The 12,399-nt window shown below is 50.5% G+C and carries 13 protein-coding genes and 1 pseudogene; 6 read left to right on the top strand and 8 right to left on the bottom strand.

Features of this window, described 5'->3' with window-relative positions; translation table 11 throughout:
- Positions 1–9: 9 nt before the first annotated feature.
- A pseudogene (locus ACZ49R_RS02165) lies at positions 10–450 on the top strand (NAD(P)-dependent oxidoreductase); the annotation flags it as partial.
- A 971-nt stretch (positions 451–1,421) separates the two neighbouring features.
- Here ACZ49R_RS02165 and ACZ49R_RS02160 read toward each other — a convergent pair.
- The 3 genes from ACZ49R_RS02160 to ACZ49R_RS02150 form a co-directional block, all read right to left on the bottom strand.
- The gene (locus ACZ49R_RS02160) at positions 1,422–1,970 is read right to left on the bottom strand and encodes a PaREP1 family protein (protein ID WP_464733543.1); all 549 of its coding nucleotides are present in this window, start codon (positions 1,968–1,970) and stop codon (positions 1,422–1,424) included.
- Between the two features lie 64 nt (positions 1,971–2,034).
- The gene (locus tag ACZ49R_RS02155) at positions 2,035–2,472 is read right to left on the bottom strand and encodes a type II toxin-antitoxin system VapC family toxin (protein WP_464733542.1); all 438 of its coding nucleotides are present in this window, start codon (positions 2,470–2,472) and stop codon (positions 2,035–2,037) included.
- Positions 2,469–2,744 carry a DUF6364 family protein gene (locus ACZ49R_RS02150; protein ID WP_464733541.1) on the bottom strand — a complete coding sequence of 92 codons (276 nt, stop codon included), beginning with the start codon at positions 2,742–2,744 and terminating at the stop codon, positions 2,469–2,471. Before ACZ49R_RS02150 ends, ACZ49R_RS02155 begins: the two co-directional genes overlap by 4 nt.
- Before the next feature lie 240 nt (positions 2,745–2,984).
- Here ACZ49R_RS02150 and ACZ49R_RS02145 point away from each other — a divergent pair, with 240 nt between their 5' ends.
- The 4 genes from ACZ49R_RS02145 (at position 2,985) to ACZ49R_RS02130 (ending at position 5,136) form a co-directional block, all read left to right on the top strand.
- Positions 2,985–3,260, top strand: coding sequence for a hypothetical protein (locus tag ACZ49R_RS02145; RefSeq protein WP_464733540.1), 276 nt, complete (start codon positions 2,985–2,987; stop codon positions 3,258–3,260).
- Between the two features lie 416 nt (positions 3,261–3,676).
- Positions 3,677–4,582 (top strand): 2-hydroxyacid dehydrogenase, encoded by a 906-nt coding sequence (locus tag ACZ49R_RS02140; RefSeq protein ID WP_464734080.1) that lies wholly within the window; start codon positions 3,677–3,679, stop codon positions 4,580–4,582.
- Positions 4,583–4,600: 18 nt separating this feature from the next.
- The gene (locus ACZ49R_RS02135; protein ID WP_464733539.1) at positions 4,601–4,906 is read left to right on the top strand and encodes a hypothetical protein; all 306 of its coding nucleotides are present in this window, start codon (positions 4,601–4,603) and stop codon (positions 4,904–4,906) included.
- Positions 4,906–5,136, top strand: coding sequence for a hypothetical protein (locus ACZ49R_RS02130; protein WP_011763055.1), 231 nt, complete (start codon positions 4,906–4,908; stop codon positions 5,134–5,136). The genes ACZ49R_RS02135 and ACZ49R_RS02130 overlap by 1 nt, the downstream gene beginning before the upstream one ends.
- Before the next feature lie 257 nt (positions 5,137–5,393).
- On the opposite strand, the gene malQ is transcribed toward ACZ49R_RS02130, so the two are convergent.
- Both malQ and ACZ49R_RS02120 read right to left on the bottom strand, forming a co-directional pair.
- Complete coding sequence (malQ, locus tag ACZ49R_RS02125) at positions 5,394–6,833, bottom strand: 4-alpha-glucanotransferase (RefSeq protein ID WP_464733538.1); 1,440 nt, start codon at positions 6,831–6,833, stop codon at positions 5,394–5,396.
- Positions 6,834–7,265, bottom strand: coding sequence for a hypothetical protein (locus ACZ49R_RS02120; protein ID WP_464733537.1), 432 nt, complete (start codon positions 7,263–7,265; stop codon positions 6,834–6,836).
- Between the two features lie 51 nt (positions 7,266–7,316).
- Between ACZ49R_RS02120 and ACZ49R_RS02115 the strand changes: the two genes are divergently transcribed.
- Positions 7,317–8,012 carry a ferritin family protein gene (locus ACZ49R_RS02115; protein ID WP_464733536.1) on the top strand — a complete coding sequence of 232 codons (696 nt, stop codon included), beginning with the start codon at positions 7,317–7,319 and terminating at the stop codon, positions 8,010–8,012.
- On the opposite strand, the gene coaBC is transcribed toward ACZ49R_RS02115, so the two are convergent.
- The 3 genes from coaBC to ACZ49R_RS02100 all read right to left on the bottom strand — a co-directional run bounded on the left by coaBC (position 7,995) and on the right by ACZ49R_RS02100 (position 12,292).
- The gene (gene coaBC / locus ACZ49R_RS02110; RefSeq protein ID WP_464733535.1) at positions 7,995–9,212 is read right to left on the bottom strand and encodes a bifunctional phosphopantothenoylcysteine decarboxylase/phosphopantothenate--cysteine ligase CoaBC; all 1,218 of its coding nucleotides are present in this window, start codon (positions 9,210–9,212) and stop codon (positions 7,995–7,997) included. The genes ACZ49R_RS02115 and coaBC overlap by 18 nt on opposite strands.
- On the bottom strand, positions 9,205–10,080 hold the full coding sequence (speE, locus tag ACZ49R_RS02105; protein WP_011763050.1) for a polyamine aminopropyltransferase: 876 nt from the start codon (positions 10,078–10,080) through the stop codon (positions 9,205–9,207). Before speE ends, coaBC begins: the two co-directional genes overlap by 8 nt.
- Positions 10,081–10,525: 445 nt before the next feature.
- Positions 10,526–12,292 carry a S9 family peptidase gene (locus tag ACZ49R_RS02100; protein ID WP_464733534.1) on the bottom strand — a complete coding sequence of 589 codons (1,767 nt, stop codon included), beginning with the start codon at positions 12,290–12,292 and terminating at the stop codon, positions 10,526–10,528.
- Positions 12,293–12,399 lie beyond the last annotated feature (107 nt).

Here is a 12,399-nt window from a genome sequence, read left to right as displayed (position 1 = left end):
CTTCAACATATGGAACTCTATATAAATTTCGAAATTCCGTATGAACTCGAGAAGGAGCTCAGTAGGAGGTTTAAGGTTGTAAAAGGCGGCGATTTAAACAACGTAGAGGCTGCTCTTGTCTCTAGGCTCACACCAGAGGAATTGGCGAAGATGCCTAGGTTAAGATTTATACAAGTGGTGACGGCTGGTTTAGATCATCTGCCGTGGGAGCATATTCCTCCGCATGTAGTTGTGGCTGGAAACTCTGGTTCTAACGCAGATGCAGTCGCCGAATTTGCACTAGCCATGTTGCTAGCCGCGTTTAAAAAGGTCTTTTACTACAATGAAAAGATGAGAAGAGGAGACTATAAAAAGGACGTTTCCGTGCCCGTCCTCTCCGGGAAGAAAGTCGCCGTTCTCGGTCTCGGCGAAATAGGGACTAGGGTAGCTAGGATATTGGCAGCGCTGGGGTTTCTCTCGCAGCCCCCTTTGTACAACCGGCCTTTCCCGGGGGGCTCGGGGCTCGCCCCCGCCGGACGCCTTGGTGGGCGGGGCGGGGGCGGCTAGCGCCGTCTCTGTAGGCGGGTTTTGTCGGCGTGTTTCGCCGGCTCCGTGTGAATGGTTGCTGGGGCGCGCCGCCTTTTTTTAACTAGCGGGGATGTGTTCATAGGCGTATTGACAGATTCAAGATAGTGCTGGACAAGTCCCTTCAAAAGGAGCTAGAGGAGGGGTATCAAGCCGTTTTCCCCCTCAACGAAGATTAAGATCTATAGGCAGTTGCCTCTTAGGTCTTCGTCTAGTTTTGTAAGGGCTCTGTATACAGTTTCTCGGTCGTAAAGGCGTAGGGTGCCTCTGGCGTTTGTCTCTATTAGGAGGATTTGGCTGAGATCCGGCTATGGTTATATACATGGCGTATCCCCCTGGAACTTGTCGGGAAACTTTTATGTCATTATGTGCTGTTTTTAAACAAAAGCTCAACGTCCCACACAGTCCCGGGGGTAATTAGAGGGGGTATGAGTAGGTCGGTGGGGGAGCTACTGAGGACGTCTGTGGTAGATAGGTGGAACTTTTCGATGCAGAGGGCTACTTCAACGGGCACCCCGCTGTGCTATAGGCCGACGTAGGTCGTAAAGACTGCGTCAGCACCCTCGCCGGAATCGAGTCCAGCATAGTCAGGTGCGACGTTGTTGCCTGGAGAATTGACAGGCTGTACCAAAGGCCGCAAGCATGTGGCTAACCCCCATTGTCTCCTGTGGAGTTGCCACTGGGATAGCTAGAGTAATGGATAGTTGAAAGACCACGCTTAAGGCGCCTATGCCTACAGCCGCACACCGGAGATAGATGAGATACGAGGCGCCTCTGCACGGTAGCAGGCGCCGCGTATTTATCTCCGCCGTGCCTCAGCCCGGAGCGTGGTCTGTTGGTTAACGCCTTGTATGACTTTAGGCTACCTCCTTCTTCAACGTCTGGAGCGTTTTTTCAAGCTCTGGGCTCCACCTCACTCTGTTTCTTATCGCCTCGACCCTCTCCACAAGCTCTCTCAATAGTAAGATCACGTCTTTTGCGGCTTCTTCTCTTGTGCGGTATTTTGATAGAGCCATGTCGGGATCTGGGCCGTGGTACTGGTAGTCGTGTAGCTTAAGCACCATCGCTGTCCACGCAGATACGCCTACATGGCCCACGTCCTCCAACGTCTGCGACAGTGAAGTCATTCTGTTGGTGGGCACCCTAGGCACCGCGGTGGACTCAAGCCACCTCCTTTCCTCGCCAGTCTTGGCGATGTTCTTAAGCTTATCCAACTCAAGCCTTAGCAGAGCCGCCATCAGCGCTTTCCAAGCTTGAAAAGCCTTCCCCGCGGCGTTTCTGACGAGGCCTCGTCTTAGGTACTCAAGGGCAAGGCCCGCCTCCACAAGCGCCTCAAGGAGCCGGACATTCACATAGTCCTCGGCGGAGGGTTTGGGTAAGGGCCTCTCTAATATTTCCACATCCATGTACGTATGGCTGGTTTAAAATCTTCTGTGTGGACGTGTGAGGCGCATCCTGCAGCGTTGTCTGTTATATTTCCACCGTTTTTAGTCCTTCTCTTTCGGCGGCTTTGGCGAGCTCTGCGTCGGCTGTGTAGAAGGCGCCGCATTTGATGTGTAGGCAGCTGGCTATCTGGAGGGCGTCGGCGAAGTAGAGGTGGTGTCTCAGCGTCAGCGTTATCGATCTGCGGAGCACCGCGCCGCCGAGGGGGACAATGGCGAAGTTTCCCAGCCGTGTGAGGGTCTTGAGTTCTCTAAGCATTAATGACACGGCGATCTCTGCGCCGCGTGTCAACTCGCCGCGTCTGGCTTTTTTATCTAGCGCCGACGCCGCCTCGCCTACGTTGTAGATGGATGTAGACAACACGGCTGAGCCTCTATATGCCGATTCGAAGAGCTTATCCACCTCGGCGCTTCCCGGCTCCTCGACGTAGCGCTTCACCAACGCGCTTGTGTCTAGATATATCACAGGCGCCCGGCCCGCCCTCTCCGCATCTCAGCCACGAGGGTAGCCGCCGGAGGCCCGAGGGCTCTGGGCCTCTGCGCTACGATCTCCCCCGGGGTGGTTAGGGGCTCAGCGCAGTCTAGCTCCAGCTCTCTGCACAGAGCATCCGCCAGCCCCTCGCCGTCTATAGACTCCAGGAAATCCTCGACGACTCTGCTCAAAGATCCCAGCCTCCGCGACCTGGCTTTAGCTCTCTCGGCCAAATCCTCCCGTATAGACAAAGTCAACTTCTTCACGTACACACGTATATACGTAATATATAAACTTTTCGAGGTGACCGGCCGCCACCGGGTTGCTGAGAGGGCGTCTGGCGACAGCCACATCTCATGGCCGGCAGCGGCTCTTTGGGCTGCCTCTTTCAGCCTCATCTAAATACAGGCAATATACCAAGAGCACAAGGCGGTGGAGGAGACGGGGTAGGGGACATATGAGATAGGTATCCTCGCAGTAGGGAGGGACATGGCATCTACGCAGAGGTGAAGTGGTCTGATGACGTGGACTGCGCGGCGGAGCGCGAGAGATTACGGAAAAAGCTCTGCCGGAGACGCCTCCCGAGGCCCTCCAGAGCCGGGACCGCTTGTGGCAGTGGCCGCCCTCACGCCGGCAAGAGCAACGCCTGCCCCTGCCGCCACGCAGTCTTCGACTTAAAGACAGAGCCGCTTTACGTCGCGCCTAATGCGCCCAAGGAGAAGCTAGGCGTCGAGACATACCCAATTGGAGAAAACGAGAGATGGATCGAGGTAGGCGTCTAACCCCTCCCACGGCTTACCTGGCTATCTGGTGGGCTGAAGCGGTGCAAGGCCTTGCGGCTCCCATTTTCTCGTATCTCGCCGCTCTGGGGAATTTGCTGTTAGGCGCGCTTGGTGACCTACGACGAGCTAATCGCGTTGCTGGAAGCGGTAGTGGAGAGCCGCGGCGAGATGGCCGCCTTCGCCCACTGCACGGCGCCGAAGTTTGAAGAGGCGGCTGTGGGCCGGATACGTCGAGCGGCAACTATCTAAGGGATGTCTGCCGCGCCCAAGCCGCGGTTAGGTCCGGGGGACCCATCCGCTTGGAAGAGGCGCCAGCGAACCACCACGTCTTTGCGCCTGGCGACGTGGCCGCCGAGACTGCAGACGTCTTAAAGCCCCTCTCCTCAATTGTTATATATTGGGGCGTTTCTGCTCCCGTGGAGCTCTACGTAAACTTCGAAATCCCACAGGAGCTCGAAGAGGAGCTAAAGAGGCACTTCCGCATCGTTAAAGGAGGCGACTTAAGCGGGGTAGAGGCGGCTCTTGTCTCTAAGCTAACGCCGGAGGAGCTGGCGAAGATGCCCAGGCTGAGGTTTATACAGGTGGTGACAGCCGGACTGGACCATCTGCCCTGGGAGCACATTCCCCCACACGTGACCGTGGCAGGCAACGCCGGGTCAAACGCCGACGCCGTCGCCGAATTCGCCCTGGGGATGTTGTTAGCAGCCTTCAAGAGGGTGTTCTACTACAGCGAGAAGATGAGGAGGGGCGACTACGGGAGGGACATCCCCGTCCCCGTCTTGGCGGGGAAGAAGGTCGCCGTTCTCGGCCTCGGCGAGATAGGCTCTAGAACGGCTAGGGCGTTAGCGGCTTTGGGGGCGGAGGTGTGGGGCTTCGCCCGCACGCCGCGAGAGGGGCCTTGGAGGTTTACCCATAGGCTGGAGGACGCCCTCCGCGACGCATACGCTGCCGTCTGTGCGCTGCCGCTTACAAAACACACTAGGGGGCTTGTGAAGTATGAACATCTCGCCTTGATGAGAGAGGATGCAGTATTTGTAAACGTGGGTAGGGCGGAGGTAGTGGATAGAGAGGGCGCCCTCCGGATTGTAAAAGAAAGACCCCGCTTTATATTCGCCAGCGACGTCTGGTGGGGGCGTCACGATTTTTCTAAAGACGCCGAGTTCTTCTCACTACCTAACGTCATTGCAACGCCTTGGGTGGCTGGGGGGTATGGAAGTGAGGAGGTATGGAGAAAGATGGTAGAAGAAGCCGTTAAGAATCTATTAGTCTGGGCTTCGGGCGGGACGCCGAAAAATATCGCAAAACGTCAAGATTATATATAGATAACGCATAGTGCAGATATGAGTCGTGAGGTTATATTTCAATTACTACACCCAGAGGTGCTTAAGTTATTAGAAAGCTGGGGTTACAAACGTCTCGCTGTGGATGTAGAACGAAATGGTATGGCACATCCAATATATGACTTCCTAGACAGGGCGTTCTCAATGTATTATGCCGAATACGGTGGTGTAAACTGTAGCTGGCTTGAAGACGCCATCCGGCGCGATTGGAGTAAAGTAGTGAAAATCGTACTGCCGAATCTACTTAAGCAATATCTAGGTGTAGAGCGCCGTCTAGAAGACAAAAAGGCGGTTTCGATAGGGTGATGGAGCCTGACGTAACTACAGCAATGTTAAGGCGAGTAGAGGAACTACAGCAGCTGGCTGACAGTATTGCAGAACACCACCCCTATTGGCCGGCACTACATTTTACACTTCAGCTTTTAGGCAGACTAGTGGATAAGTGGCGGGAGAACCTCACCAACAGGGACAAGGAAGAGTTGCTCTGGCTCGCCGAGAAAATACGTGAGTCTATAGAAAAGATACAGACTCACTAAAAGCCCATAGTTCTGGATTCCCAGTGGCGTCTATTGTCGGATTTGAGTTTTTGTAAAGCCCAATGATTAACGCAAGTAAAGACGGGGTTATTTTATTGCTACTCTTATGGCATCAGCCGCTAACCCGGAGAGGGCCGGTGTAACAAAGGGAGCTTCTCCCCACGTCAGCCGGAGGTTTGTCGTCACATCTCAGATGCGGCACACAACATCACAGAATGGTACATAATAGTGTACGAGTTTTTATTCTATGTGAAGAGCTAACGGCCGTAGAGCTTAGCGAGTCGCCTTAGTCTTACGGCGAAATTTATAGGCGGGTCTTTAGCCAGTTTCCATTTCCAGTTGCCTCTAGGGGTGCCGGGCTTGTTTATCCTGGCCTCGCTACCCAGCCCAAGGACGTCTTGTATTGGGACGACCGCCACGTCTGCCACCGTAGAAAAAAGAAGGCGTATGAAACACCAGTTTATCTCTTTCCCACAGCCGCCTATGTATGCGAGGGCCTCCCGCCTTGACCTCGGTGTTGTCTCCTCTCTCCACCAACCGACTATGGTGTTGTTGTCGTGAGTTCCGGTATACGCCACAAGGTTTCTCTCGTAGTTATGCGGCTTATGTTCATTCGCGGGATTTCCATCCCAGGCAAACTGTAGGACGCGCATGCCGGGAATGCCCAGCCTCCTCCTAAGCTCCACCACGTCTGGAGTTATAAAGCCCAGATCCTCCGCTATAAGCCTTGGGAGAGTCTCTTCGACAGCCTTAAAGAGCTCCTCTCCGGGGCCTGGCGCCCATCTACCTCTAACCGCCGTGGGCTCGCCATACGGCACCTCCCAATATGACACGTAACCTCTGAAGTGGTCGAGACGTAGGTAATCGAATAAAGACAACATCCGCGTAAGCCGCCGCGTCCACCAGACGTAGCGGTCTCTCCTCAGCTCCTCCCAGTTGTATACTGGGGTTCCCCAGAGCTGGCCAGTTGGCGAGTAGTAGTCAGGCGGCACCCCGGAGACATAGAGGGGGGTTCCGTCTGGCGCAAGCTTGAAGTATCTCCGGCCTTCCCAAACGTCGGCACTGTCTAACGCTGGATAAATCGGGAGATCGCCTATGGTGAATATCCCCAGACTGTTGACATATCTCTTTAGATCATCCCATTGACGCCAGAAGACATATTGGACATATTTATAGAACTCTGCCAACTTGGCTAATTTAGGCGGTAGCGGCGTATTTAGTCTTCGAGCCCACTCTGGCCATTGGATCCATGGCACTCTAAAAGTCTCCCTAAGTGCCATATATCTGCCATAGGACTCTAGCCACCAGGAGTTCTCGGCTATAAACTCCTCGTAGTCTCGCCAGCCGAGTTTGGCCTCAAATGCCTCTTCAACATACCGCCTTTTTAGCTCCCATGACTCTGCAAAACTTGTCCTCTCTACAGACGGACATTTGGGGGGAGATCTAACCAACAATCCGTCTTGCGCCATTTTTTCAAGACTTATAAGAGCGGGGTTTCCGGCTAATAGCGAGACTGCGCTATAAGGAGAGTCGTCATACTCTGGAAGTGTATGACTTAGGGGGAGGATTTGCCAGTAGGTAGCCTCAGCTTTAGAAAGAAACTCGGCAAATTTATAAGCAGATGGCCCCAGATCACCGGCTAGACATCCGCCGGGGAGACTAGATATATGTAGGAGTACTCCAAAGCCTCTGAGCACTTACAAGCTGAACTCTACCATTCCGCTGGTTGTAGATTCTGCAAGTATTTGCTCGTCGATTTCTATGTAGTATAGAACCTCTGCCTTATAGACATAGTTATTTCCCTCTTCGCCAACAGGCGCCTTGGGTATAGCTGCCTCCATTACAGCTAGGCCCTTGACCTCCCTTCCCTTTAGAAGTGGAATTTCGAGCCTAGCTTTTATAGAATCTCCCTCTGTCTTAATATCCCACTTCTTTTCGCCAATTTCAAGGCCGTAGTCTGTTGCATATATCTGTGTCAATTTGTTAAAGTTAGAGCCAGATTCGTCTAAGACAACTGTGGTTCCTGCCTCACGTGGCCATCTCTCTAGTTTTTTCAGTCTTGCTTGTTCGTCTGCGCCTTTAGAAATTCTAATAGGCACCTCCACCCTTCGTTCATATACTCTATACATAGCCGATTTCTTCGCCGCAATTTATAAATGTTTATATTGTAATAAGCTATTATGAGTTTAGAGAGAGTGCTCTCAGCTGTTAGGGCTGTCCTCGCACGGGAGTTAGTAGAGAGGGGCTTGGGCGTAAACGAAACTGCGAGACTTCTTGGCTTGACGCCAGCCGCCGTTTCTATGTATCTGTCTGGAAAGAGGGGTGGAGAGCTTGTTAATGTATTGACTAGCGATGAGAGAATTATGTCGCTTATTAAAAGCCATGCCGAAATGTTTGCCGATGCGGCAAAACGCGGGGCTAGGGGGCCTATCGATCTCACCGAGCTTGCGAAAGTTGTTTCCAATATCCTTGCTCAAAAAAGTCCAGAGGTAGAACTAGAGGAATTAATACAGACGCGAATTCGGCTTGAACAAGAGACTGCTACAAGAGCTATGGCTTATTCGTACAAAGTACGTAATCCTCTTGTGAGAGCGTTGTTTATGCAGATTGCCACAGATAGCCTCCGCCATGCAGAGATATTAACGATGATTCTAGACTATCTCTCGGGGAGGCTAAAGGCAGATGAATTAGGCATAACTGTGGAAGAACTTGAGACGCTGGCGCAAGAGGAGTCTTCGATGAGAGAAAGTATCGCCGACCTTTACAAATTGGGAGATCCCGTACTAAGGGCTTTAATTCTCTCTATTGAGTTAGATGAGCAAAAACACTATCAGCTGGTAAAAACTCTACAGTTGACTCTACGTAGGTCTAGTTGATTTTCGAAGTTTATCCAATGCAATAGTCAATATGGCCCTTGCCAACTCCCGCTTGTGAGCCGGCCCTATCTTCTCTATCCCGTCTTGCGTCAGGAGGAGGTACTCGTCTTTTAGCGTTCTAAACCCCATCTTAGATACATCATGTGCCAAGGCGATATCCCAACCCCCTGTCTCCATCCTTTGTCTCGCCCTTTTGATTAATTCTTCTTCTCTAACGCCATGTTCTGCCTTAAAGCCTATTACAAAGGCGCGTGGGTTGTATTTTTTAACGTCTTGGGCTATCTTTGGCGCTTGGCGTAATACAACAACGTATTGTGATAGAGAGCTATCGATTTTCCCGCCTATTTTATTCTCAACATAGAAATCTAGGGGGGCCGCTGCGAAGATAAATACGTCATGACTTTCTGCTCTCTCTACAACTGCTTGATACATCTCAAGCACAGACGTTACTTTTATGAGGTCTACGCCTGGAGGAGGCTTGAGGTCTGTGGGGCCTGTCACCAACGTCACTTTTGCGCCTCTCGCGGCGGCTTCCCTAGCAAAGTAATACCCCGTGAGGCCACTACTAGGCGTTGTGATATATTTTACGTCGTCTATATGCTCGTATGTGGGGCCTGCTGTTACTAAAACGCGGACGCCTTCGTAATCTCTCGGCGCAGTGGCATCTATTACATATTCAACTACTTCCTCAGGCGGCGGATATTTCGCCTTACCTTCTTCAAAAAGCGGCGGGACAACTATGGTGTGTTTGCCAAGTCTCTCTATAGCTTCTTGTACTTGGGGCGTATTCCACATCGCTAAATTCATGGCTGGGACAACCACCTTCTTGGCTTTAGACGCCGCGAGGACACATGTCAAAGCAGCGTTATCGGCTATGCCTAAAGACATTTTGACAAGAGTATTTGCAGTAGCTGGCGCAACAACTACCACATCTACTTTTCCACATATTTCTATATGTTCTGTGGCGCCTGTAAGTTTAACAACAGGCTTATGTCCAGTGGCCCACCAGAAGAGATGTGGCGAAATTAATCGTGCTGCCTGCGGCGTCATAAAGACATAGACGTCGGCCCCATGTCTAATTAATAGACGTGCTGTGTCTATAGATTTATAAAGCGAAACTCCTGAGGATACTACTAGAGCTATCTTTTGGTTGTGTAGTAAATTGCTGTAGGCCCCCCTTATTACCTCTACTTCATACATGACGGATCTTGCGGTAAATAGGTAAATTCATAAGGCCTACGTGTGTTTTACCAGAGTAGAACAGTGTTTTTACACCTCTTTCTTTAAGTCGTTTTTCAACTTCCTCCGCTGTTAATGAAGTGGGGTCGTATTTGAGCGATCCGATGATGTAATTTACTGCATATCCAAAAGAAGGTATCCACACGTTGTATTCTGCGACGACGGGGAAGCTTGATTTTACGCCGTGTAACACCATGTCGTAAGCCTCTGGGAAGAAGAAGCTATTGCCGGCTTGAGTCACGATAATTCCGTCTTCTCTTAACAGTCCAACGAGTTTTTTAAAGAACTCTGGCGAATAGAGCTGTTTTGCAATTTCTGAACTATACGGGTCTGTAAGATCCATAATAACTACATCAAATTTATCCCCGTTTTTAAGAGCTTTTTCTACATATACAAAGCCGTCTTCTATTACCACCTGCGCGCGTGGGTCTTCAAAAACGCCTTGGTGCATCTGCGGAAGGTATTTTTTTGAGAGTTCTACAACGTCCTCGTCGATGTCTACCATCACAGCCCTTTTGACTGTAGAATGTTTTAACGCCTCTCTTAGAGTTGCCCCCTCTCCGCCGCCGAGTATTAATACATCTCGCGGTGATATGTGTGTAACCATGGCGGGGTGCACTAGACTCTCATGGTAATACGCCTCGTCGTAATAAGACGATTGAATATACTCATCTAGTATCAAGGCGCGGCCGAAGTCTTCTGTATCTGCTATTATGATTTCCTGATACTTAGAACGTTTTACTACATGTAGCGCATTTATCTTAATCACCAATATTGTGTTTCCACTCAGCGGTTCAATTAGGGAGACAGGCCCAGGTACGCTTACCATCGTAGGTCTTATCACTAAGTTTTTAAAACTATTGATCAAGTAGAGGCCCCCTATCTTTTCCCCGGCCCCTCCCTGGGAGCTCGCCCAGATACACCGGAACGAGTGGATAGCTCGCGCAGAGTCAGACGTCAGTCCAGCACCATTATCTGCCACCCCAGGACAGTTTTTGAACTTCGTAATTGTTGAAAAATTTTTGTAGAGATATCGCTACAGTAGTAAACATCGAGAGGAAGACGCTGGAAGTACTCGAGAAGGGTCGCGTGTCGCCCGGCCCCATGCTCAATGACCCCACGCCCGAGGTATCATGGATACCCATGACGGCGTGGGCGAGGAGAAACCCCCGCCCTTTAGGGCGGGGAGACGAGTCATGTCTGGCTTTCCTCTGGCCTCAGTCGGCAACCGGAGGGAGGAGTCTGGGCCTTCGGGGTTTGGCTGCGGTAGAGATCTATGTAGATATGTGTTGCATAATGAATTTTATAGCCTCTGTATATACTTTTACTCTGTTTTCTACTTTTGTGATAGTATGTCCCTCGTCCGGAAGTATTATGAGCTTAACCTCTCTCCCCAGTTCGCTCAGTCTTTTAGCCAGCTGCTCGGCTTCATATACAGGTACACGTATGTCATTTGCGCCGTGGATTACCATTAGAGGCGCGGTTATTTTTTCTACATGTGTAGATGGGCTGAGTTGTATAAGAATGTCTCGGTGTTTTTCAAGCGAGCCGTATTCAAACTCTCTATATCTCCTCCTCCACGGAGCTGTACGTTCTAGAAATGTAACTAGGTTAAAGATTCCCATCATTTCAACACCACATGCCCAAATCTCCGGAGCCATTGCTAAAGACATCAATGTCAAATAACCGCCGTAAGAGCCGCCTATTACACATGGCTTTTTCTTAGCTATGCCTTCTGACATTAACCACCTTGCGAAGGTCTCGACGTCTTTTATGGCATCCCACCTCTTCTCTACGTCGTCTAGATGTACGAAGGTTTTTCCAAACCCGGTGCTACCCCTGTAGTTTGGGGCGGCTACTATGAGGCCAGACATGAGAAGAGCAACTAATAGAGGCTTAAACTCCGGCCTATCTTGGCTCTCGGGACCGCCGTGTAAATAAACCACAACTCCCTTTGCCTCGCCTGGGGGTCTATATATATTTGCCTGTATTTTCCTACCGTCGTGGCTTGTATACCAAACAGATTCCGGTTCTGGGATCTTATCTAACGCCAAGCCAAACTTGGGGGAATCTGTAATTTGTCTTACCACGCCGCTTTGGTATAAGTATACCTCATGCCCTCTATTTACACTAGAGAGGGAAAAAAGCAACTTCTCCTCTCTATACTGTAGTGAAGTTATTACGCCCCTCGGTATCGTTATCTTATGTGTCAAACCGGAGGGCATGTGCATGTAGTAGAGACCAGAGCTCCCCTCTTCATTAAGGGTAAAAACTAGGTAGCTTCTCCATACGTCAAAAAGCTCAACATCGCGGTCTAGTTGAATGACATATCTCCAGTTCCCAGTTGTCAAATCTATTTGTGCAATACCAACGTATTCCCAGTCCGCGTTTGTGAGATATAGTAGTTTGCCATTGCCTAAGTACTTAGGCGAGTGACTCCACGTCTCTCCGCTATGTTTTGTGACTTCTTTTAACTCGCCGTCTCTATACCAATATATTGTGCTATGTAAATTAGTTTCATAATGTGTTATAAATATCCCAACGTCTGACCACTCCTCTACGATATTTATACCTGGGATGTCAGCCAGCTTTACGACAGAGTTTGTGTCACGGTCGTAGACATAAAGGTTGAAGTTTTGGCCGTCGTCTAGTGTAGATGTAAAAGCTAGTTTACGTGAGTCGGGAGACCACGCGCCTAGGTAGTTCACCCCTTCGAGAGATACTGGAACTACGACGTCGTCATTAATTATGTAAAGACGCCATTTTTCATCTCCGTTAAAATCTGTCGCTATTACGATAGTGCCATCGTTTGCAATGCGATAGTCAGAGACTCTGCCTTCCCATGGCACTACCACATCGTGTCTAGTGCCGTCGAACTGCCACAACTGCATAGATCCTGTCACGTCGCTTAGGTAGTAAATTGCCTTTCCTTTTCCAAACCTTGGAGATGTGGCAGAACGTATTGAAAGAGCCCGCTTGATTGAGAGTGATACGCCAAAATAGAGATTAACGTCGCGTGACATATGGACGTTATTAGGCATACCGACTTATCTCAATATGTTTATATCTCCTACGCACGATTTATACGCCAGTGAGGCGGTGCCCATGATAAAGAGGTGTAAGCCATAGCCTCACGGAAGGTCTCACC

It is taken from the genome of Pyrobaculum organotrophum (assembly GCF_055384425.1).
This window is presented reverse-complemented; position numbering and strand designations above follow the sequence as displayed.